At 72.1% G+C, this 21592-nt stretch carries 26 protein-coding genes; 21 read left to right on the forward strand and 5 right to left on the reverse strand.

Going from position 1 to position 21592, the window contains the following annotated elements; genetic code table 11:
- Nucleotides 1–2 precede the first annotated feature (2 nt).
- Entirely contained in the window at nt 3–650 is a 648-nt protein-coding gene (locus BR70_RS19965) for a hypothetical protein (RefSeq protein ID WP_035808267.1), read from the forward strand.
- A gap of 17 nt (nt 651–667) precedes the next feature.
- Here BR70_RS19965 and BR70_RS19970 read toward each other — a convergent pair whose 3' ends face one another.
- From BR70_RS19970 to BR70_RS0107120, 5 genes are all read right to left on the reverse strand, one after another.
- Nucleotides 668–1195: a hypothetical protein gene (locus tag BR70_RS19970; RefSeq protein WP_051596714.1), complete on the reverse strand. Its 528-nt coding sequence runs from the start codon at nt 1193–1195 to the stop codon at nt 668–670.
- Between the two features lie 698 nt (nt 1196–1893).
- A complete protein-coding gene (gene fliW / locus BR70_RS0107105; RefSeq protein ID WP_027465503.1) occupies nt 1894–2262 on the reverse strand; it encodes a flagellar assembly protein FliW in 369 nt (122 codons plus the stop codon).
- Entirely contained in the window at nt 2259–3140 is an 882-nt protein-coding gene (locus tag BR70_RS0107110) for a flagellin N-terminal helical domain-containing protein (RefSeq protein WP_027465504.1), read from the reverse strand. The genes fliW and BR70_RS0107110 overlap by 4 nt, the downstream gene beginning before the upstream one ends.
- 2 nt (nt 3141–3142) lie before the next feature.
- Entirely contained in the window at nt 3143–4564 is a 1422-nt protein-coding gene (gene flgK, locus BR70_RS0107115) for a flagellar hook-associated protein FlgK (RefSeq protein WP_027465505.1), read from the reverse strand.
- A 4-nt stretch (nt 4565–4568) separates the two neighbouring features.
- The gene (locus BR70_RS0107120; RefSeq protein WP_027465506.1) at nt 4569–5054 is read right to left on the reverse strand and encodes a flagellar protein FlgN; all 486 of its coding nucleotides are present in this window, start codon (nt 5052–5054) and stop codon (nt 4569–4571) included.
- Between the two features lie 443 nt (nt 5055–5497).
- Between BR70_RS0107120 and BR70_RS0107125 the strand changes: the two genes are divergently transcribed.
- The 20 genes from BR70_RS0107125 to BR70_RS0107220 all read left to right on the forward strand — a co-directional run bounded on the left by BR70_RS0107125 (nt 5498) and on the right by BR70_RS0107220 (nt 21574).
- A complete protein-coding gene (locus BR70_RS0107125) occupies nt 5498–6313 on the forward strand; it encodes a sigma-70 family RNA polymerase sigma factor (protein WP_027465507.1) in 816 nt (271 codons plus the stop codon).
- Nucleotides 6314–6431: 118 nt separating this feature from the next.
- On the forward strand, nt 6432–7289 hold the full coding sequence (locus BR70_RS0107130) for a flagellin N-terminal helical domain-containing protein (protein WP_027465508.1): 858 nt from the start codon (nt 6432–6434) through the stop codon (nt 7287–7289).
- Nucleotides 7290–7395: 106 nt separating this feature from the next.
- A complete protein-coding gene (fliD, locus tag BR70_RS0107135; RefSeq protein ID WP_231495661.1) occupies nt 7396–8784 on the forward strand; it encodes a flagellar filament capping protein FliD in 1389 nt (462 codons plus the stop codon).
- Between the two features lie 11 nt (nt 8785–8795).
- Nucleotides 8796–9269 (forward strand): flagellar export chaperone FliS, encoded by a 474-nt coding sequence (gene fliS, locus BR70_RS0107140; RefSeq protein ID WP_027465510.1) that lies wholly within the window; start codon nt 8796–8798, stop codon nt 9267–9269.
- The gene (locus BR70_RS0107145) at nt 9259–9585 is read left to right on the forward strand and encodes a hypothetical protein (protein WP_027465511.1); all 327 of its coding nucleotides are present in this window, start codon (nt 9259–9261) and stop codon (nt 9583–9585) included. The genes fliS and BR70_RS0107145 overlap by 11 nt, the downstream gene beginning before the upstream one ends.
- 503 nt (nt 9586–10088) lie before the next feature.
- Nucleotides 10089–10433, forward strand: a complete 345-nt coding sequence (locus BR70_RS0107150; RefSeq protein WP_017886135.1) for a flagellar basal body protein — start codon at nt 10089–10091, stop codon at nt 10431–10433.
- Nucleotides 10430–10825, forward strand: coding sequence for a flagellar basal body rod protein FlgC (locus BR70_RS0107155; protein WP_027465512.1), 396 nt, complete (start codon nt 10430–10432; stop codon nt 10823–10825). The genes BR70_RS0107150 and BR70_RS0107155 overlap by 4 nt, the downstream gene beginning before the upstream one ends.
- Nucleotides 10825–11166, forward strand: coding sequence for a flagellar hook-basal body complex protein FliE (gene fliE / locus BR70_RS0107160; protein WP_027465513.1), 342 nt, complete (start codon nt 10825–10827; stop codon nt 11164–11166). Before BR70_RS0107155 ends, fliE begins: the two co-directional genes overlap by 1 nt.
- Nucleotides 11166–12836 carry a flagellar basal-body MS-ring/collar protein FliF gene (gene fliF, locus BR70_RS0107165; RefSeq protein ID WP_027465514.1) on the forward strand — a complete coding sequence of 557 codons (1671 nt, stop codon included), beginning with the start codon at nt 11166–11168 and terminating at the stop codon, nt 12834–12836. The genes fliE and fliF overlap by 1 nt, the downstream gene beginning before the upstream one ends.
- A gap of 8 nt (nt 12837–12844) precedes the next feature.
- Nucleotides 12845–13885 (forward strand): flagellar motor switch protein FliG, encoded by a 1041-nt coding sequence (gene fliG / locus BR70_RS0107170; RefSeq protein WP_051596782.1) that lies wholly within the window; start codon nt 12845–12847, stop codon nt 13883–13885.
- Nucleotides 13878–14549 (forward strand): FliH/SctL family protein, encoded by a 672-nt coding sequence (locus BR70_RS0107175; protein WP_027465516.1) that lies wholly within the window; start codon nt 13878–13880, stop codon nt 14547–14549. Before fliG ends, BR70_RS0107175 begins: the two co-directional genes overlap by 8 nt.
- Nucleotides 14546–15889: a FliI/YscN family ATPase gene (locus BR70_RS0107180; RefSeq protein WP_027465517.1), complete on the forward strand. Its 1344-nt coding sequence runs from the start codon at nt 14546–14548 to the stop codon at nt 15887–15889. The genes BR70_RS0107175 and BR70_RS0107180 overlap by 4 nt, the downstream gene beginning before the upstream one ends.
- Entirely contained in the window at nt 15889–16320 is a 432-nt protein-coding gene (locus BR70_RS0107185; RefSeq protein WP_027465518.1) for a flagellar FliJ family protein, read from the forward strand. The genes BR70_RS0107180 and BR70_RS0107185 overlap by 1 nt, the downstream gene beginning before the upstream one ends.
- Nucleotides 16317–17054 carry a C40 family peptidase gene (locus BR70_RS23850; protein ID WP_027465519.1) on the forward strand — a complete coding sequence of 246 codons (738 nt, stop codon included), beginning with the start codon at nt 16317–16319 and terminating at the stop codon, nt 17052–17054. The genes BR70_RS0107185 and BR70_RS23850 overlap by 4 nt, the downstream gene beginning before the upstream one ends.
- Nucleotides 17051–18472 (forward strand): flagellar hook-length control protein FliK, encoded by a 1422-nt coding sequence (locus BR70_RS0107195; protein ID WP_027465520.1) that lies wholly within the window; start codon nt 17051–17053, stop codon nt 18470–18472. The genes BR70_RS23850 and BR70_RS0107195 overlap by 4 nt, the downstream gene beginning before the upstream one ends.
- Nucleotides 18473–18497: 25 nt before the next feature.
- The gene (locus BR70_RS0107200) at nt 18498–18941 is read left to right on the forward strand and encodes a flagellar hook assembly protein FlgD (protein ID WP_027465521.1); all 444 of its coding nucleotides are present in this window, start codon (nt 18498–18500) and stop codon (nt 18939–18941) included.
- 90 nt (nt 18942–19031) lie between these two features.
- Nucleotides 19032–20207 carry a flagellar hook protein FlgE gene (locus BR70_RS0107205; protein WP_027465522.1) on the forward strand — a complete coding sequence of 392 codons (1176 nt, stop codon included), beginning with the start codon at nt 19032–19034 and terminating at the stop codon, nt 20205–20207.
- 172 nt (nt 20208–20379) lie between these two features.
- Complete coding sequence (locus BR70_RS23190) at nt 20380–20553, forward strand: hypothetical protein (RefSeq protein WP_155896813.1); 174 nt, start codon at nt 20380–20382, stop codon at nt 20551–20553.
- Nucleotides 20554–20576: 23 nt separating this feature from the next.
- A complete protein-coding gene (gene cmtR, locus BR70_RS0107215) occupies nt 20577–20903 on the forward strand; it encodes a Cd(II)/Pb(II)-sensing metalloregulatory transcriptional regulator CmtR (protein ID WP_027465523.1) in 327 nt (108 codons plus the stop codon).
- A complete protein-coding gene (locus BR70_RS0107220; protein ID WP_027465524.1) occupies nt 20885–21574 on the forward strand; it encodes a cation efflux transmembrane domain-containing protein in 690 nt (229 codons plus the stop codon). The genes cmtR and BR70_RS0107220 overlap by 19 nt, the downstream gene beginning before the upstream one ends.
- Nucleotides 21575–21592 lie beyond the last annotated feature (18 nt).

The following is a 21592-nucleotide window of genomic DNA, read 5'->3' on the forward strand; positions in this document are numbered from 1 at the left end:
GGGTGGACACCGATCCGGAGCAGGGACCCCTCGACGACGCTCGTCGTGCGGCCGGGTTCCTGACCGTCCGGCAGGTGGCCGCCCTCGCGCCCGAGGTCCGGGTGCTCGATCCCGCGTCCGTCCTGATCGGGGTGGGCGTGTCGGTCCTGCCCGGCGTGGAGCTGTACCCGTCCACGACGCTCGAGACCCGTCACGATGGGGTGATCACGCTGGCCGCCGGTGCCCGCCTGGGCCCCGGACCCGTGACCGTCGTCGCGTCGGCGTCGGCCGTGCACATCGGCGAGGGTGCCGAACTCGGCCCGGGCCCGGTGACCATCGTGGCCGACGGGTCCGACGTCGTCATCGGTGGTCGGGCTCGCCTGACGGCAGGGTGTCTCGTCGAGGGGCCGGCGCGGATCGGCTCGGGCGCGCAGGTGCTCGGGCCGGTCTCGTTGCGAGACGTCGAACTGGCGGACGGCGGCGACCACCGGGAGCCCGACCCCGACCACCGCGGCGGCGTGGTCAAGGGCGTGGGGCCGGTGCGTGGTGTCCGCGTGGGACTCGGTGAGGTCGTGGTCGGTGGGGTGGCGCACGCCGGTGAAGCGTCCGATCGGCCGAGGATCGAGCGTCAGCGCACGTACCACCCGGACGCGCCGCGTCGTCCGCGCTGATCGTCGAACACGCAGCCTCAGCACGGCACACCCGCGCGCCGGAGGGCAGCCCGCACCCGGTCGGGCTGCATCAGGTCGGACCACGAGAGCCGGACGACCACACGGACCTCGGGGAACGACCGGATGAAGTCCTCACGACGTTTCTCGCGCCAGTGCGCGTCCGCGGTGGATCGCCCGTCGAGCAGCGCCGGGTCCTCGTACTTCGCGCGGCCGTCGACCTCGACCACGACGCCCTGGTCGGGGAACCAGAAGTCCACGATCGCCGTGGCCGATCCGGCCCGGGCGAACACGTGCTGCTGCACCGGCTCCGGCACCCCGATCTCGCGGAAGCGCACGCGGCACACTGACTCCGCCGGTGACCCCGACAGCGCCGAGCCCATCCCCACGGCGATCCCTGCCTTGTCGTGGCCCGTGGGCCCCGTCGCGGCGAGTTCGTCGAGCAGGACCTCGGGCAGGAGATGCCGATCGTGGAGCGCCTGGTCGATCATCGGCAGCGCGAACTCGAGGGTGGACGAACCCGCGATGTCGACGAGGGTCCGTGCCAATGACGTGACGGGCGCTCCGTCGATCTCCGCGGGGGTGGTCGCGGGCAGGCCGGCCCACCCGCGCGTTGGGCGTCGGCTCGCGGACGAGCGGTCCGGGATGGAGCCGCAGATGTGCTGACGTGTCGGAGCGTTCGCGGCGCGGATCGACCACGTCGACCTTCGCCGGAGGGGCATGGACGAAGGGGAGTCCGTGCACGGCAGCCGCAGCCGAGCGCGCGAAGGCCCTCGGCTTGTGGATCATCGGCGCGGTTGCGCGCACCAGGAGCAACAGGTGGTCCTCGGGCCGGAGTCCGACGACCGACGACGGGGAGACCAGGACCCCCGGACGTACCGCGACCAACTCGCCCCGACGGACCCGGCGTTGCAGTGCCCGGCGTTCGGCGCTGGGCTTGCCGGTCGTGCGGATGAGGGGGATGGTGCGTGCGCGGTCGTCCATGGATCAACCATCGATCGCCGGGACCGACCACGGGGCGACGGTGAGCCGATCTGTGGATGACGAACCGCGCCTCCAGGCTGTGGAGGGATGAGGCGGACGCAACTTGCGACGATGTCGATGTCGTCCGACGGCGACTCTGTCGCTGTCACGTGTGCGCAACTGTTGCAGACGCGGAGGTGCGACAGCACCGATGTCGTAGGACGTCGACAGTGTCGTTCCGCGTCGACCGGGCCCGACCGGCCCCGCCCCCGAAGCCCCCCACCTACACCCGCGCGAGCTCCGCCCGCAGCGGCAGGTCCTGCTCCTCGAGGATGACCTGCGCGCCCACGGCCGTCCGGGCGTTCACGACGATCGGCGCGAGCAGGTTCACCGTGGTGCCGGACGCTCCGGGGTTCGCGACCACGAGCAGCATCGCATCGGCCGGGTCGGTCAACCCGAGCCCGGCGGCCTGCTCGTCGGTGAGCTCCGGCGCGTACGACGGCAGGTGCACCGCGGCGTCGAGCAGGAACAGCCGTGCGTCGTCGCCGACGAGCGTGAACAGCCCCTCGGCGCCGTCGACCGGCGAGAGCTCGAAGGCCGCGGCGGGAGCGAGCCCGAACGGCGGGACGGCGAAGGTCAGGGAGATGCTCATCGGAGGTAGTCCATCAGGGTCGGCTGCAGGACCTTCGCGGTGACGGCGAGGGCTGCCTGGTAGTTGGTCTGCTGCACCTGCAGGTCGAGGACGGCCTTCGCGAGGTCGACGTCCTCGATGTCGGCGCGGCGGCTCTCGAGCGAGACGGTCGCGGACTTCAGCGAGTCCTGTACCGCGAGGGCGGCTGCGTGCCGGACGCCGACGTCGGCCTGGGCACCGCGGACGGTCCCGAGCGCCGTGTCGACGTCCCCGATGCGAGCGTTCACGTTCACCCCGTTCTGCAGGTCACTGACGATGGAGTCGATCATGCCGAACACCGAGTCGTCGCCGGAGCCGAAGACCGCGGTGCCGGTGGTGTCGACCCGCACCGTGGTGCCGTCGCCGACCCGACGGGACACGTCGGTGCCCGATGCCGCCCAACCCGTCGCGGGGTCGTAGGCGACAGCGGCGGTCGACGAGCCCGCGAACACCGAACGGGTGCCGTAGGTCGTGTTGGCGCGTGCCTCGAGGTCGGCCTTGAGCGACCGGAACTGCGTGACGAACGCGTCGCGGTCGGTGTCGCTCATGGTGCCGGAGTTCGCGGCCCGCACCGTGAGGTCGCGGACGTTGTTGAGCACCGAGTACACGCCGGACAGCGCACTGTCGGTGGTCGCGAGCCACGCCGCGGCGTCGTTCGCGTTCCGCGAGTACTGCGCGGCTGCGGCCTGCTCCTTGCGCACCTGCATCGACGACGCGGTGCCGACCGGGTCGTCCGAGGGCTTCTGGATCGCACGCAGCGTCGTGGCCTGGTCGGTGAGCTCGGCGACCCGCGCGGCACCGGCCTGCAGCCGGGCCGAGGCGGCCGCCATCGACATCTGGGTGGTCACACGGGTGATCACGATCAGCCCCTCCCGACGAGTCCGACGCGGTTGATGATGGTGTCGAGCATCTCGTCGACCGCGGTCAGGACGCGCGCCGCGCCCTGGTACGCGTGCTGGTAGCTCAGCAGGTTGACGTTCTCCTCGTCGAGGTCGACGCCGGCGCTGGACTGCTGCTGGGTGCGCGCGTTGGTGAGCGCGAGTCCGGTCATCGTCGATTCCGACGTGGCCGACCTGGAGGCGGTGCCCACCCCCGCCACGAACGTCGCCCAGACCTGGTCGGCGCCGTCCGACGACGCCCCGAGTCGCGCGAGCGCGTCGGCGAACGAGTCGTCGAGTTCCCCCGCCGCGTTCCGCGTCGCCAGCCCACCGGCGTCCGTGGGGACGACGCCGAGTGCCTGGGCGGCGGGGACACCGGCCGCCAGGGAGAAGAAGGGGGCGCCGGTGGTGCCGGCCGGGGTGGTCCCGGCGGCGTGCAGGGCGTTCACGGTCGTGGCGAGCCGCGTGGCCACGGCGTCGTAGGACGCGGAGGCCTCGGCGAGTGCGCCGCCGGTGCCGGTGCCGGACGCGGGTGCGAGGACCGCGAGGGCGCCACCGATCGACCCGCCGCCCAGTCCGACCGCCCCGGCCGTGCCGGTGGTCCAGGTCAGGGTGACCGCGGTGCCGTCGGCGAGACGTTCGCCGCCGCCGAGGGCGACCGAGCGGGCGTCGGTGCCCTGCACGAGCGGGTTGCCGCCGAGGAGCACGTCGACCGTGCCGTCGGCGTTCGTCCGGGTGGTGCCGCCGGCGAGCGTGGCGATCTGCTGCGTGAGCTGGTCGCGCTGGTCGAGCAGCTCGTTGGCGTTGCCGCCCGAGGCGAGCGCGGTGCGGATCCGGCCGTTCAGGTCGGCGACCTGCTCCGCGGCGCCGTTCAGCTGGGCGACCTGCCCGGTCAGGGTGCCGCGCACCGAGGACCACTGCGCGTCGACGGCCTTCGAGCCGGCGGCCAGGGCGGCGACGACGGTGCCGGCGGCCCCGAGCACGGCACTTGCGGCACCCGGGTCGTCGGGGTGGCTGGCGAGCTCGCCCCAGGACGACCAGAACGCGTCGAGCTTGGCGCTCAGGCCGTCCTTGCCGGGCTCGTGCAACCCGGTCTCGAGGGCGGAGAGCGCCGTGGCGCGGGCATCGGCGTAGGCCGACGAACCTGCGGCGACGCGGACACCGGCGTCGAGCGTCAGGGACGCCAGGCGGGCGATGCCGTCGACCGAGACGCCCTGGCCGGCGAGGGCCGCGGTGCCCCGCATGAACCCGGTCTGGGTCGCGGGGATCGAGTTCTGCGTGACGCGCTGCCGCGTGTAGCCCGCGGTGCCGGCGTTCGCGATGTTCTGGCCGGTGACGTCGATGCCGGCACGGGCGGCTGCGAGGCCGGAGTAGGCGGTCGCGAGGGATCCGAAGGTGCTGACCACGGTGTTACAGCGTCCCCTCGAACAGGCGGGCGCCGTCCTGGCCTGCGCCGGACGTGCCACTCGCGTCGTAGGTGGCGGCGCCGGTGACGGTCCCCGCCAGGGTCTCCTCGGTGGCCTGGGCGGCGGCACGGAGGAACCGGTCGTTCTCGTCGCGGAGGGCACCGATCTGGGTGGTCAGCTCGACCATCGCGGTGAGGTGTGACGACAGGATCTCGCCCCACGGCCCGTTCGGTGCCGCGGCGACGACGTCGCGCAGGGGAGCGTCGGCGGCCACGCCCCACTCCTCGGCGACCTCGGCGCTCTGCGCGGCGCGCTCGAGACCGGTGCTGCGGAGCCGGTCGAGGACCTGCTCGACCTCGCGGCTGGCGTGCGACACCCAGCGGGAGCGGCCCGCGGTGAGCAGGAGCTGTTCCTCCTCGAGCTTGAAGGTGAGCAGTTCGAGCAGCTCGCGTTCGCGCCAGAGCACGGCGGACAGGTCGTTCACGCTCATCAGCTCCTCCCAGGTGGTGGTTCGTCGGGGTGGTCCCCGGTCCGTCATCCTGCGGACACCGGGACCTATCGACTCCGTGACCGCGACCGTAAGCCCCGGCGGCCGAGTGCCGTCCCCCGTACTCGTCGACTCTGTGACCCGATGACCCCCGTCGGGGGACAAGAACGGGCGTTCCCGACCCCGGGTCCCCCCAAATGCCGACCCGGAACGGCGCCTGACACCCCCGCACTGGGGACGGTTGTGCACCTGTTCAGCGCATTGCCAGCCGATACATTCAGAACGCACCCCGGGGGACACCCGGAACCGCTCGGGAACGATGCGGGGTGCACCGCTCGGAGGGACCCGGGCGGGTCTTCGGCGTACGCACCGGCCATCCGAGGCCGGCGTCCGTCGCGCCCACGGACGGGTGAGCCGACACACGTCAGGTCGACCAGGGGAACAGCATGGACCGCACCGAACGCAACGCGATGATCGTGGAGCACCTCCCGCTCGTGGGCTACATCGTGGCCGACGTCCGCTCCCGGGCGACGCACCTGGACCGCGACGACCTCGCCGCCGTCGGATCGCTCGCACTCGTCGCAGCCGCCGAGGCCTTCGACCCCACCCTCGGCGTGCCGTTCGGCGCCTACGCCCGCACCCGGATCGCCGGTGCGCTGGCCGACGACATGCGTTCGGCCGACTGGGCCTCCCGCGGCACCCGGAAGCGGATCCGCGAGACCCTGGCAACGCAGGAGGCCCTGTCCGCACGCCTCGGTCGGAGCGTCGGTGCCCAGGAGATCGCCGATGCCATGGGCGTCGACAAGCAGACCGCCGTCGACGCGATGAGCGACGCCGCCCGGACCGTCGCGCCGCTCGACGAGACCGTGCACGACCTCGTCGCCGCGGACCTGCCGCTCCCCGGGGACGACCTGCTCGAGACCGAGAAGCGCCGGTACCTCCGCGCCGCGGTCGAGGCCCTGCCGGAGCGGATGCGCTTCATCGTCGAGGCCGTGTACTTCGGCGACCGCTCGGTCACCGACGTCGCCGCCGAGCTCGGCATCACGCACTCGGCCGTCTCGCAGCAGCGCTCCGAGGCGATGCGCCTGCTCCACGACGGTCTCGCCGCCCACTACGGCGACGGCACCACCGTCGAGCCCGCGAGCCGCACCACCGCGGCCCGCCGCAGCGCCTACCTCGCCCGTGTCGCCACGAACGCCGCCGCCGGTGTCGCCCGTGCCGTGCACGACGCCGCGTCCGGCCCGGCCGTCGCGGCGAGTTGAGACGTCGGCGGAAACTTCTCCGCCGATCCCCTAACGGCTCCCGGCAACCGGCCGAGAGTCATCCATGTCAGCCCACGGACGGGCCGACGCACGACCCACATTCACGGAGGAAACCACCATGGGTATGTCCATCAACACCAACCTCTCGGCACTCAACACGTACCGGAACCTCAACGCGACGCAGAACGACCTGTCGAAGTCCCTCGAGAAGCTCTCGACCGGCCTCCGCATCAACCGTGCTGCCGACGACGCTGCCGGTCTGTCGATCTCCGAGGGGCTGAAGTCCCAGGTCGGTGGCCTCACGGTCGCCGCCCGCAACGCGCAGGACGGCATCTCCGTCGTGCAGACCGCTGAAGGTGGCCTCACCGAGACCCACTCGATCCTCCAGCGCATGCGCGACCTGGCTGTCCAGGCCGGCAACGACTCGAACAACGAGGACTCGCGGAAGGCGATCACGACCGAGGTCGGTCAGCTCCAGGAGGAGCTGCAGCGCATCTCGGACTCGACCAACTTCAACGGGATCAAGCTGCTCGACGGCAAGGCCTCCACCACGGCTGCCGGTCCCGGTACCGGCAAGCTGACGTTCCAGGTCGGCGCGGACGGCTCCGACGCCAGCAAGATCGACGTCGACCTCACCGGCGCGGACGTCTCGAAGGTCGCCACGGCGGTCAAGGCGCTCGACTTCACCACGGGCGACAACGCTCGCCTCGCGGTGACCGAGCTCGACGCGCAGATCAAGTCGGTCTCGGAGGCTCGTTCCAACCTCGGTGCGGTCCAGAACCGCTTCGACCACGCCATCAACGTGACGAACGTGGCCAAGGAGAACCTCACCGCTGCCGGTTCGCGCATCACCGACGTCGACATGGCGCAGGAGATGGTCAAGTACACGCGCGACAACATCCTGAGCCAGGCCGGCACCTCGATGCTCGCGCAGGCGAACCAGAGCACCCAGGGCGTGCTCTCGCTCCTGCGCTAGCCATCACGACGTCCGTCCTCCGGGCCCGATCGGGTGTCCCGGAGGACGGACGCCACCATCCTGACAACCTCCACGACGCCAGGGAGTGTCGACGATGTCCTCGTCCGTGTCCTCGAGCAGCAGCCTCGCGATCGACGGTCTGGTCAGCGGTCTCAAGACGACCGACCTCATCAACTCGCTGATGAGCGTCGAGGGGGTCCCGCAGACCCTGCTCAAGAACAAGCTCATCACCACCAACTCGTTCATCTCGTCACTGCAGACGCTCAACGGGTTGATCCAGGGGCTCGCCACGAAGGCCACGGATGCCGCGAAGGCCTCGTCGCTCGACCTCTTCGCCGCGACGAGCACCGCGCCGAGCGTCACCGCCGTCACCGGTACCGGGGCGACCGCCGGCTCCATCAGCTTCACCGTCGGTTCGACCGCCTCGGCACAGGTCGGGGTCACGGCCGCGATGTCGACGTGGTCGACCGGTGCGCAGCCGATCACGATCGTCGGCGCGGACGGCAAGTCGACCACCGTGACGCCGGCGTCCGGTTCGCTCGACGACGCCGTGTCCGCCCTGAACAAGTCCGGTGCGGGCGTCACCGCGACGAAGGTCTCCGCCGGCACCGACGCCGACGGCAGCAAGCTCTACCGCCTGCAGCTCACGTCCGCCACGACCGGGGCAGCCGGCGGCTTCCAGGTGTACCGGGGCGGCGCCGACGACGTGGCAGCGGGCACCGCGACGAACGTCCTCACCGAGACCGGTGCCGCCGTCGTCACCACGGCGACCGACGCCAGCGTCACCCTCTGGGCCGGCACCGCCGCCGCGCAGACGGTGACGAGCGCGACGAACACCTTCACCGGGCTCGTCCCCGGGCTCGACGTCACCGTGTCGAAGGCCACCACCGAACCCGTCACCGTGACGGTCGCGCAGGACACCACCAAGGCCCAGTCCGTGGCCTCCGGGCTCGTCGACGCGATGAACGCGGTCGCCGCCTACTACAAGACGAACACCGCGGTGTCGAGCTCGACCAGCGCGACGTCCGGCACCACGACGACGAAGGCCGGCGTCCTGCTCGGCGACGGTGCGTCCCGCGACGCCGTGCAGCGGCTCACGAGCACGATGTCCGCCCCCGTCGACGGCAAGTCGCCGTCGACGATCGGGATCGAGATCACGAGGGACGGCAGCTTCACCTTCGACCCGGAGGTCTTCCAGAAGGCACTCGCCGCCGATCCGAAGGCCACCCAGGCGATGCTCTCCGGCGTCGCCGCGAACGTCGGTGCCGCGGCCAGCGCCGCCTCCGACAAGTACGACGGCTCCGTCACCACGTCCATCACCGGGCAGCAGGCCGTCGCCAAGGACCTCAACACCCAGATCGACAGCTGGACCGACCGGCTGACGAGGCGCCGGGCCGCGCTGCAGACCCTCTACTCATCCCTCGAGACCAGCCTCAGCAAGCTCCAGTCGCAGTCGAGCTGGCTCGCCGGCCAGCTGGCCTCGACGTCGAGCTGACGGGAACGACCATGACCTTCGACTTCCAGGCAGCCGCCTTCCGCCAGGCCGCCCAGCCGCGCACCGTCACCGACCAGCGTCGTGCCCAGTACACGAACGAGGCCGTGCTGTCGGCGACGCCGGCCCAGCTCGTGACGATGCTCTACGACCGGCTGCTGCTCGACCTGCACCGTGCCGAGGCCGCGCAGGTCGCCGCCGACTGGGAGGCGGCCCGCGAGCAGCTCCTGCACGCCCAGGCGATCGTCGGTGAGCTCTCGAGCACCCTCCGGATCGACGTCTGGGACGGCGGCGAGGGTCTGCTCGCCGTCTACAACTACGCCTCCACCTCGCTCATCACGGCGAACGTGCACCGCGACGTGCAGGCCACCCGTGACTGCATCCGGATCCTCGAGCCGCTGCGTCAGTCGTGGCACGAGGCAGCCGCGTCGCTGCCCGCGACGCCCACCACGCAGCAGCCGACCGGGGGAGCCCTCGGTGTCGCCTGATCCGTCCGCAGAGCTGTCGCCTGAGCAGCCGGACGGACGAGCCGCATGGGAGGCCCTGCTCGCCTCCCTGGAGCACGACGCCGCCGGGCAGGCGGCCGACTCCACGGCCGTGGCCGGGTGGTCGGAGCCGGCCGGGCTGGGACCGCTGCCGCGGGACCTGGTGGGACGGGCCTCCCGGCTGCTCGCCGCGCAGCGCGACCGGATGACGGTGCTCGAGGCGGACCGCCGCTCGACGCTGGAGCACCTCGGTGCCCTGCGCGCCGTCGACGCCACGCGCGAGCCCCGCGGCTCCGTGTACCTCGACGCTTCCGCCTGACCCGCGCCCGCGGGCGACGATGTCGTCGTCGTACGACGGCGGCCCTGTCGCTTCCGCGCCCGTGCAACTGCCCGCGTGCGCAACCGGCAGCGTGTGCACGGAGCGACGATGTCGTCGTCGTACGACGGCGACCCTGTCGCTCTCGCGCGCGTGCAACTGCTGGCGCGCGCAACGGGCGACGTCGTCGTTGTCGTACGACGTCGGCTCCGTCGCTTCCGCGCGCGTGCAACTGGTGGCGCGTGCACGGGGCGACGATGTCGATGTCGTACGACGTCGACGGTGTCGCTCCCGTGCGCGTGCAACTGTCCGCGCGCGCAACGGGCGACACCGCACACCGACGCCGCACCCGCACCCCCGCCCCCCGTTCGGGGCGACGCCTAACGCGGCGGACGACGGACTCCGATAGCGCCACTCGAGCACGGATCGCTCACCAGTTCGGCCAGGGATCGGCCACCACCGCACGGCGACGTCGCACCGACGACGCCTGACGAGGGGACCCTTTCGTGTTCGATTCCGTGACGAGCGTCGCGCTGCAGAGCGCACTCGACGGTCTGTCGATGCGCCAGAAGGTGATCGCGAACAACATCGCGAACATCAACACGACGAACTACCACGCCGAGAAGGTCCAGTTCGAGGACGCCCTGGCGAAGTCGATCGTGGACGGCGACGGTGCCACCACGCCGACGATGGCGCGCAGCCTCGAGCCGACGAACACGAACGGCAACAACGTCAACCTCGACGAGGAGACGCTGTCGAACATCGACACCGTGCTGCGGTACCAGTTCGCCACGCAGGCGATGAACTCCGAGCTCACCAGCGTCCGTGCGGCGATGCGGACGAACTCGTGACGACCTTCGACGCGATCGGCATCGCGAGCACCGGCCTGACCGTGCACCGGAAGTGGCTCGACGCCGTCTCGGACAACATCGCCAACGCGAACACCGTGAAGTCGATGGACGACACCGCGTTCCAGGCGCGCTACGTCGAGGTGCAGGAGGGCAACGGCGTCTCCGGCGCCTACATCAAGGGCGCGGCATTCGGCAGCGCCGCCGGCCGTGTGACCTACGACCCGGACAACCCGCTCGCGAACGAGGAGGGCTACGTCCGCATGCCCGACATCGACCTCGGCACGCAGATGGCGGACCTCATCATGGCCCAGCGCGGCTACCAGGCGAACGCCGCCGTGGTCGACCGTGCCAAGACCGCCTACGAGGCGGCACTGCAGATCGGGAAGAACTGATGCCCATCGACGCCGTGAACGGTGTGACCACCAACGCGATGACGAACGCCCTGACGAGTGTGTCGGGGACGTCCAGCGACAGCACGAACGCGACCGGTGCCGCCGGCGCGACGACCGACGGCAGCGGGTTCGCCGCGAGCCTCGGCAACGCCGTCGACGGACTGCAGTCGCTGCAGAGCGACTCGAAGACCCTCGCGCTCAAGGCCGTGACCGGCAATCTCGACGACATCCACGACGCCACGATCGCCGCCACCCGCGCGCAGGTCACGCTCGAGCTCGTCTCCGCCGTCCGCAACAAGGGCGTCGACGCCTTCAACGAGATCATGAGGATGCAGGCCTGATGCCCGTCGCCGTCAAGAACGTCTTCGCGCGCCTCAGCGCCTACGTGAAGGGCTTCTCCGCCGCCCAGCGCACCATCGCGATCCTGGCGATCGCGGCACTCGTGCTCGGTGGGATCGCCCTCGCGTCCTGGCTCGGCAAGGCGTCCTACGCCCCGCTCTTCACCGGGCTCGCCGCGGCCGACGCGAGCTCCATCACGGACCAGCTGCAGACCGACGGTGTGCCGTTCCAGCTCACCGACGGCGGCGCGACGATCCTCGTGCCGCAGGCGCAGGTGTACTCGGAGCGGCTCAAGGCGGCGTCGAACGGCCTGCCGTCGTCGAACGAGGGCGGCTACTCGCTGCTCGACAAGATGGGCGTGACGAGCTCGGAGTTCCAGCAGGACGTCACCTACAAGCGCGCGATGGAGGGCGAGCTCGCCAAGACCATCGGTGCGATGGACGGCGTGCAGACCGCCACCGTGCAGCTCGCGATCCCGGAGAAGTCGGTGTTCGTCTCCGAGGAGAAGGACCCGACCGCGTCGGTGTTCATCGCGACCGAGAACGGCACGCAGCTGAGCACCGACCAGGTGCAGGCCATCGTGCACCTGACGAGCGCCTCGGTCGAGGGCATGCAGCCGACCGACGTCTCGGTCGTCGACGCGAAGGGCCAGACCCTGTCCGCCGTCGGCACCGGTGCGACCGGGAGCGGCGCGGACCAGGCCGCCGACTACGACGCGGCGACGAGCAAGAAGATCCAGGACCTGCTCGACACCACGCTCGGCGTCGGCAACGCGACCGTCGTGGTCTCCGGGACGATGAACCAGGAGTCCGGCACCCGGACGTCCGAGAGCTACACGTCTCCCACGTCGGGCCCGGTCGCGCTGAACGAGTCGAGCACCACCGAGGAGTACGGCGCCGGCGCCGGTGCGGGGACCGGCGCGACCGGGGTCCTCGGTCCGGACAACATCGCCGTCCCGAACGGCACCGCGACGAGCGGCACCGGCGACGACGGGTACAAGAACGAATCGGCGACGAAGAACAACGCCGTCGACCACACCACCGAGACCACGCAGATCCCCTCGGGCGGGCTCGACCGGCAGACCATCTCGGTCGCGCTGAACTCGAAGGCCGACGCGGTGCAGAACGCGAACCTGCAGAGCATCAACGACCTGGTGTCCGCCGCCGCGGGTGTCGACCGGAACCGTGGCGACCAGGTCAAGGTCGCGATGATGGACTTCGACACGAGCGCTTCCGACCAGGCCGCGAAGGCCCTCGAGGCCCAGCAGAAGGCCGACCAGCAGGAAGCACTGTGGTCGTCGATCCGCACCGCAGGCATCGTGATCGGCATCGTCCTCGCCGTCATCGCGATCATGTTCTTCGTCGCCCGCCGCAACCGGAAGCAGGAGCGCGAGGCCGTCGACCTCGGCGAGCTCGACGCCTTCGCCGGTGAGACGTTCCAGCTGCCCCTCGCGATGGACGGCGTCGACGACCGGGCGACGCTCGGTGCCGGTGACGCCCCGACCGCGGTGCTGTCGGCGATGCCCGGCGGCGACGCCCCCACCGAGGTGCTGACGACCGAGGAGATCACCGCCGAGCGCCGCCGTCAGGACATCTCCGCCCTGGCCGAGCGCGACCCGAAGCGCACCGCCGAGCTCCTGCGCGGGCTCCTCGACGACCGGGCACCGGTGTGAGCGCGCTGATGCCGAGCCCCGGCGGCGGTTCCGGTCCGAGCGACCGTGCCCTGACCGGTGCGCAGAAGGTCGCGCTCATCCTCATGCAGATGGAGACCGACCGCGCCGCCGAGGTGATGAAGCAGTTCACCGAGATGGAGGCCGAGGAGATCTCCGCCGAGATCGTCCGGATGCGCCGCGTCGAGGACACCGTCGTCGACCAGACGCTGTCGGAGTTCCACCGGATCACGATGAGCGGCCGGCTCCAGAAGCGCGGCGGCAGGGAGACCGCCCTCGGGCTGCTCGAGGCGTCGTTCGGTGCCGAGCGGGCCGCCGGCGTGATGGACCGTCTGGCCTCGAACCTCGCCGGCCAGTCGTTCGACTTCCTCGACGACGCCGAACCCGGCCAGGTCATCTCCCTGCTCGAGGGCGAGCTGCCGCAGACGATCGCGCTCGTGCTCGCCCACCTGGGCCCCGGGCAGGCCAGTGCCGTGCTCGCCGGGATCGACGAGCGCGTCCGCACCGACGTCGCCCAGGCCTTCGCGACCATGGGCAGTGCGACCCCCGAGGCCGTCGGCATCGTCGCCGGTGTGCTGCGCCAGCGCGCCGGGGCCGTCGTGTCGCCGCGCGAGAGCGTCGAGGTCGTCGGTGGCATCGCACCCCTGGTCGACATCATCAACCGCTCGGACGTCGCGACCGAGAAGGCCGTGCTCGAGGGGCTCGAAGCCCGCGACCCGGAGCTCGCCGAGGACATCCGCTCCCGCATGCTGACCTTCGAGGACATCGTGAAGCTCGAGTCCCGCGACATCCAGCAGGTGCTGCGCGGCATCGACTCGAAGATCCTCGCGACCGCCATGAAGGGCGCAGCCGGACCCGTCGTCGAGACCATCCGCGCGAACGTGTCCGAGCGCAACCGCGAACTCCTCGACGACGAACTGCAGGCCATGGGCCCGGTCCGCGTCTCGCAGGTCGAGGAAGCCCGTGCCGAGGTCGTCCGCTCCGTGCGCGAGCTCGAGGCCCAGGGCGTCGTCACCGTGCACCGCGCCGAGGAGGACGAGCTCGTTGACTGACACCGTCGTGCACCGCGTCGCCTTCCCGGTGCTCGCCGACCCCGCCGGACGCGAGCGTGCGTCGAGCGCGGATGTCCGCGGGCACGCGGCCGGGTACACCGCCGGCCTGCGGGCCGCGCAGGCCGAGACCGACGCCCTGCGCAACCGGCTCGAGGCCGAGCACGCCGCGCGGGTCACCGCGCTGCAGGCCGACACGGCACGCCGGATCGCGGTCCTCGACGCCGCCACGAACGCCATGCTCTCCACGGTCGCACCCGTCCTGGCGGACGCCGAGGCGTCGGTCGCGAGCGCGGCAGTCGACCTGGCCGAGGCCATCGTCGGGAACGTGGTCCGCGCCTCCAGGCCCGCCCACGACGCGACCGTCGTCGGTCCGGACGGACCGGGCAGCCGGGAGGCCCGGATCGCGTCCGGCGCGGAGGCCACCGTCCGGCGCGCGCTCGCGTCCGTGGACCGCACGGTCCCGGTGGCCGTCCGGCTGAGCCCGGCGGACACCGCGCGCGTCGCCGGCCTCGACCTGCCGGTGCCGGTCGTCGCCGACGGCGCCCTGCGCGACGGCGACGCCGTCGTCGACCTGCCGGACGGCATGCTCGATGCGCGCATCGCCACGGCGCTCGACCGCGCCCGCACGGCCCTCGGGGTCGACGCGACGGGAGCCGACCGGTGACCGCCACGCTGCTCCGTCCGCGCGGTCTCGACGAGGCGCTGCTGCGGGCCGCACCCCAGCGGGTCGGTGTCGTCACGAGCGCCGTCGGCCTGGGGCTGACGATCGCCGGGCTCGACGCCCGCGTCGGCGAGGTCGTCACGGTCGGCGCCGAGGACGGCGAACAGACCGCGGTCGAGGTCGTCGCCACCGATGCCTCGGGCGTCCGCTGCATGCCGCTCGGCCGCCTGACCGGCGTGACCGCGGGCACGCCGGCGCGTCCGACCGGCCGCCCGGTGCTCGTGCCGACCGGATCCGGTCTGTTCGGCCGCGTGCTCGACGGACTCGGCCGACCGATCGACGGCCGCGGCTCGCTCGAAGGCCCCGGCGGCGAACCGGTCACCTGGGTCCCGCTCGACCACGACACCCCGAGCGCGATGGCCCGGACCCGCATCGACACCCCGATGCAGCTCGGCGTCCGTGTGCTCGACACCCTGACCACCGTCGGCCGCGGGCAGCGCATGGGCCTGTTCGCCGGCTCCGGCGTGGGCAAGTCGTCGCTGCTGTCGATGATCGCGCGCGGGAGCGACGCGGCCGTCAACGTCATCGCCCTGGTGGGGGAGCGCGGCCGCGAGGTGCGCGAGTTCCTGGAGGACGACCTGGGACCCGAGGGGCTCGCCCGCTCGATCGTCGTCGTGTCGACCTCCGACGAGCCGGCGCTCATGCGCCTGCGTGCCGCGTTCGTGGCCACCCGCATCGCCGAGTCGTTCCGCGACGCCGGCCAGGACGTCGTGCTCATGATGGACTCGCTCACCCGCGTCGCGATGGCGCAGCGTGAGATCGGGCTGTCGGTGGGGGAACCGCCGGCCACCCGGGGCTACCCGCCGTCGACGTTCTCGGTGCTCGCGGGTCTGCTCGAGCGCGCCGGGACCGACCGCGTCGGCAGCATCACGGGCATGTACACCGTGCTGGTCGACGGCGACGACCACAACGAGCCGATCGCCGACGCGGCCCGCAGCATCCTCGACGGCCACGTCGTGCTCGACCGCAAGCTCGCGATCACCGGGCACTTCCCGTCGGTCGACGCCCTCGGCTCGGTGTCCCGCGTCGCCTCGAAGGTCACCCGACCCGAGCAGCGTGCCGCCGCCACCGTGCTGCGGAAGGTGATGGCCGCCCGTGCCGGTGCCCAGGACCTGCTCGACGTCGGCGCCTACCAGCGCGGGTCGAACCCGCTGGTGGACGCCGCCGTCGACCACCAGGGATCGATCGACGCGTTCCTGCGCCAGGGCATGGACGAGCGGGCGACCGCCGACGCGTCCTGGCAGCGCCTCGGCGGCCTCGTGCAGCAGCTGGGGGTGTCGTGATGGCCCGCCGCTTCCCGCTCGCCGGACTCCTGCGCCTGCGTCACACCGAACAGGACCGTGCCGCCGCCACGCTGGCCACCGCGAACGAGCGCGTCCGTGACGCAGCCGACGCCCGGATCGCCGCACGCCGGAGCCTCGCCGACAGCGAGGACGCCCAGCCCATCCAGGACGCCGCCACCCTGAGCGCCGTCGCCGCAGCACGTGCCGCGACCCGCGGGATGCTCGAGGAACTCGACGCCGTGGTGCAGAACCGCCGTGCCGACGCCGACCGGGCACAGCAGGACTACACCGCCGCCCGTCGTGCCGCCGTCGGCCTCGAGAAGCTCGAGGGCAAGCACACCGAGCAGCAGGCGGCCGAGGAACTCCGGTCCGAACAGAACGCCCTCGACGAGATCGCGGCACGACGCCGCACGGAAGGTGGTGCCCGATGAGCGTCGAAGCGGTGCTCTCCCGGATCTCGGAGATCCGGTCGCAGATCGACACGCTGCGCGGCGGGACGGCCACGGCTGCCCCGAGCGCGTCCGCCACCGGCGGTGCCGCGGGGTCCTCGGCCTTCGCCGACGCCCTCGCCACCGCCGACGGCACGACCGGCGCGGCGACCGCTGCCGGCGCGACCGCAGCAGCCTCCGCGACGGGCACCCGTGCCCCCGCGACCTCGGTCGACGCCGGGGCCGGAACCCTCGCCACCGGCAGCGGTGCGACCGGCGCCGACGTCGTGGCCGACGCGAAGAAGTACCTCGGTGTGCCGTACGTGTTCGGTGGGGAGACGACCGCGGGCATGGACTGCTCGGGCCTGGTGCAGACGGTCTTCAAGGACCTCGGGGTCACGATGCCCCGGGTCGTGCCGGACCAGGCGAAGATGGGCGTCGAGGTCGGCTCCCTGAAGGACGCGCAGCCCGGCGACCTGATCATCCCGAAGGGCGAGGGCCACGTCGTCATCTACGTCGGCGACGGCAAGGTGCTGCACGCGCCGCGCCCCGGCAAGGACGTCCGAATCGTCGACAACTGGTACTCCCAGGGCGACATCGCGACCATCCGCCGGATCGTCCCCGCACAGGCGGCCCCGGCGGCCGTCGCCGCGCCGACCGCCTCGACAGCGCGTTCCGCGACCGACCTGCAGACCGCCGCGCTGCTGTCCATGATGCAGTCCGGGAGCGCCGCATGAGCCTGACCATCGCCCCCCAGCCGTCCGTGGCCACCGCACCGGGCTCCACCCGGGGTGCTTCGTCCGACCCCGCTGCTGCCGGGTCCTTCGGCGCGGCACTGACCGCCGCCGTCGCGACCGAGCGGCGCCCAGGAGACGGTGCCGCCGGGCGGGACGACACCGACGGCCGCACGGCGGACGGCTCGGCCGCGACGCGGAGCACCGCCGCCACGCCGTCTGCGTCCACGTCCGCGTCCGCGTCGGACCAGTCGGTGCCCGCGACCGGTTCCCCGTCGGTCGACGCGCAGGAGCTGCTCGCCGCCGGACTCGTGGCCGTGACCGCACCGATCGCTCCGGCGGGCCTCGCGGTTGGCACGGGGGACCAGTCGGTCACCGGCGCCGCCGAGACGCCCGCTGGCGACCAGCACGTCGCCGTGGCCACGGGGGTGACCGCCGGAACGACCGCGACACCGGCGTCGGTCAACGAGCACACCTCGACGCCGGTCCCGTCGACCCCGGCGCCGACCACCGCCTCCGCCACGGCGGCCCCGCAGCAGACACCGGCATCGGGTGGTGCACGCCAGAACGCTGCCGGACCGACGACGGGCACGGCGACCACCGCCGTGTCGCCCGCTGGCACCGCGTCTCCGGCCGCCGCCGCGACGATCGTCGCGGGCGCCACCCCCGCGACCACCACAGCCGCGACGACCGCTGTCTCGGCGACCACAGCCGCGACCGACGTGGCGACCACCGCCCCGGCGGCCGCTCCCGCGATCGCGGCCCCCGCCGCCACCCGCACCACCGACGGCGACACCGCCACCGTGGCCCCGGGCCAGGCGCCGGTCGTCACGGCCGCCCCGGCAGCCGGCACCGGCTCCCGAGCCGGCCACGGGACGGAGCAGCAGGCGTCGACGCCGGGTGATCCGGGCCTCCCGGCCGTCGCCCCCAGCCGCGGTGGCGAGACGCCGTTCGTCATGTCGACGACGCCGACCGCCGCGCCCGCCGCGACGACCGCGCCGGCCCCGGCACCGCTCGCCCAGCAGCTGGCGCGACCGGTGTTCTCGCTCGCACAGGCCGGCCCCGGCGAGCACGTCGTCACCGTGCAGGTCGTGCCGGACAGCCTCGGCCCGGTCACGGTCCGCGCGCACGTCACCGCACACGGCATGCACGTCGAGCTGTTCGCCGCGTCGGACGCCGGCCGCGAGGCCGTCCGCCAGGTCCTGCCGGACCTGCGGCGGGACGCGGCCGGCACCGGTGTGAGCACCACGCTCGACCTGTCGTCGCAGAACCAGCCGCAGGACGCGCCGGGTCGCGACGAGCGTCCGGCCGCGCGTGCCCTGCCTGGCGACCCCGGCCTGGAGGCGCGGGTCACCCCGCGCGCGCAGCCCACCGCCCACACGCCCTCCATCCGCACCGCGGGACTCGACGTCCTCGCCTGATCCGGCTCACGAACAGGAACTCACCATGCCCATCGACGGCATCACCGGCAGCGTGGACCCGACCGCGCAGGCAGCGGCACTGGCCGCCAACTCGACGGCCCAGAAGTCCCAGACGATGGACTCGGAGGTCTTCATGAAGCTGCTCGTCACGCAGCTGCGCAACCAGGACCCGTCCTCGCCGATGGACACCAACCAGATGATCAGCCAGCAGACGCAGCTCGCGATGATGGAGCAGATCACCAACCAGACCACGACGGGGAACGAGAACTTCTCGCTCCAGATGCGCATCGCCGCAGCGAACCTCGTCGGCAAGCAGGTCAGCTACACCGACGCCGACTCGGGCAAGTCCGTCACCGGGACCGCCTCGGCCGTGTCGTACGCGAACAGCGTCCCCACGGTCACCGTGAACGGGAAGGAGGTCGCCCTCGACGTGATCTCCGGCATCACCACCACCGCTCCGGCGTCCTGACGCCCGCTCCTTCCTTCCTCGTACTTCCTCGCTCTCCCTCGTTCTCCCTCGTTCTCCCTCGCTCTTCCTGCCTCTCCGAAAGGACGCACCATGCTCCGCTCGCTCTACTCCGGGATCTCCGGCCTCCGCTCCCACCAGCAGATGCTCGACGTCACCGGCAACAACATCGCCAACGTCAACACCGTCGGCTTCAAGTCGTCGACCACCGTGTTCCAGGACACCCTGTCGCAGATGACCCAGGGCGCCGGCGGACCGCAGACCGGCATCGGCGGCACGAACCCCGCCCAGATCGGCCTGGGCGTGCAGGTCGCCGGAGTCTCCACGAACTTCTCGCAGGGCTCGGCGCAGGCCACCGGCAAGGCGACCGACCTGATGATCTCGGGCGACGGCTTCTTCGTCACCCGCCTGGGCAACGACACCGTCTACACCCGCGCCGGTGCGTTCGACTTCGACGCGGACGGCCGCCTGGTCACCGCCGACGGCAAGATCGTGCAGGGCTACCCGGCCACGAACGGCGTCGTCAACGAGAACGGCCAGCTGTCCGACATCACGCTGCCGCTCGACGCCGCAGCCCCGGCGGTCCGCACCACCGCCGCCACGGTCGCCGGCAACCTGCCGTCCGAGACCGCGGTCGGCCAGACCATCACGCGCGAGGCCACCGTCTACGACGCCTCGGGAGCCAAGCACACGATGTCGCTCGCCTACACGCGCACCGCCGACGGCTGGGACGTCACCGGGCGCAACGGCCAGGGCACCACGGCGACGACCTCGCTGACCTTCGGCGCCGACGGCAAGCTGACCGCCGGCGGCACCCTCGCCGTCGGGGGCATCCGGGTCGACATGGGCGACCTGACCGGGTTCGCCTCGCTCAACACCGCGGCGATCGGCTCGCAGAACGGCCGCGAGGCCGGCGCGCTGCAGGGCTACTCGATCTCGAAGGACGGCACCGTCACCGGCACGTTCTCGAACGGCGCGTCGCTCGCGCTCGGCCGCATCGCCCTCGCCACGTTCGCCAACCCGGCCGGCCTCGAGAAGACCGGGGCGTCGGGCTACCGCGCCACCGCGAACTCGGGCGGTGCGACGGTCGGCGGTCCCGGCTCGGCGGGCGTCGGTTCGCTCGCTGCGGGGACGCTCGAGATGTCGAACGTCGACCTGTCGCAGGAGTTCACGAACCTGATCGTGGCGCAGCGCGGGTTCCAGGCGAACGCCCGCATCATCACCACCTCGGACGAGGTGCTGCAGGAGCTCACGAACCTGAAGCGCTAGGCGCGGGGGCTCGCGTCGCGGGCGCTGCGCTCGCGTCGCCGGGTGCTTGGTGAGCAGGAACGGTCGGGTGCTGAAGGGGGACTCGACCGTTCCTGCTCACCATCGTCCGTGGTGCATGGAGTTCGGCGCCGGTTCGTGACGAAACGGCGCGTCGTGACGTCTCATCGGTGCGATGCGCGAGAACCCCGACACCGACCACCAGTCCGACCACCGCTGCTGCAGCGTCTTCGACCGCTGGCGGTGTGATCGACCACGCGGCCACGACGGCGTGCACGAGTCGCGTGCTCCCGGCCGCCGCACGAGCTGGAACGACGCGCTGACGGGGCGTCGACTCTCGGACGTCTGACCCCGAGCGGGTATGGTCAGCACATGCTGACCATTGCCTCGCGGCACGACGTGCTGAACCGTCTCGGGCGGGCGCTTTCCGACCCCACGCGTGCGCGGATCCTGCTCAGGCTGCTCGACGAACCCGGCTACCCGGCGCGGCTCGCCGAGGAACTCGAGCTGACGCGGACGAACGTGTCGAACCACCTGTCGTGCCTGCGCGGCTGCGGGATCGTCGTCGCCGTCCCCGAGGGCCGTCGGACCCGCTACGAGATCGCGGACGGCAACCTCACCCACGCGTTGGAGTCCCTGGTCGACGTGGTGCTGGCGGTGGACGTCGCCGACGACGACGGATGCGAGGTCGAGCGGTGACCACGGCTTCGGTGTCGCTCGCGCCGGCCCGTGTCGGCGTGCTCCGGCGACGGATCAGGTGGATCGTCGCGGCGACCATCGCCTACAACGTGATCGAGGCCGTCGTGGCGATCGCCGCCGGTTCGGCGGCGTCGTCCACCGCGCTGATCGGCTTCGGGCTCGACTCGATCGTCGAGGTCCTGTCGGCAGCGGCCGTCGCGTGGCAGTTCGCCGGGCGTGACCCGGAGACCCGGGAACGAACGGCGCTGAAGGTGATCGCGGTCTCGTTCTTCGGGCTCGCCCTGGTGGTCAGCGCCGATGCCGTCCTGACCTTCACCGGTGTCCGCTTGCCGGAGCACAGTCCGGTCGGCATCGTCCTGGCCGCGGTGAGCCTGGCGGTCATGCCGTTCCTGAGCCTCGTCGAACGGCGGACCGGACGCGAGCTCGGCTCGGCGTCGGCGATCGCCGACTCGAAGCAGACGCTGATCTGCAGCTACCTGTCGGCGGCGGTGCTGCTCGGCCTGCTGGCGAACAGCCTGTTCGGCTGGTGGTGGGCCGATCCGCTCGCAGGACTCGTCGTGGTCGTGTTCGCCGTGCGCGAGGGTCTCGAAGCCTGGCGCGGTGACGCGTGCAAGCAGCCGGTGTCGGCGCTGACCGGGGAGCGCGAGCGCGAGGGTTGCGACTGCTGCTGAACGGAGTCTGCCTGTGGC

The sequence above is a fragment of the Curtobacterium sp. UNCCL17 genome (assembly GCF_000686685.1).
GTDB lineage: Bacteria > Actinomycetota > Actinomycetes > Actinomycetales > Microbacteriaceae > Curtobacterium > Curtobacterium flaccumfaciens.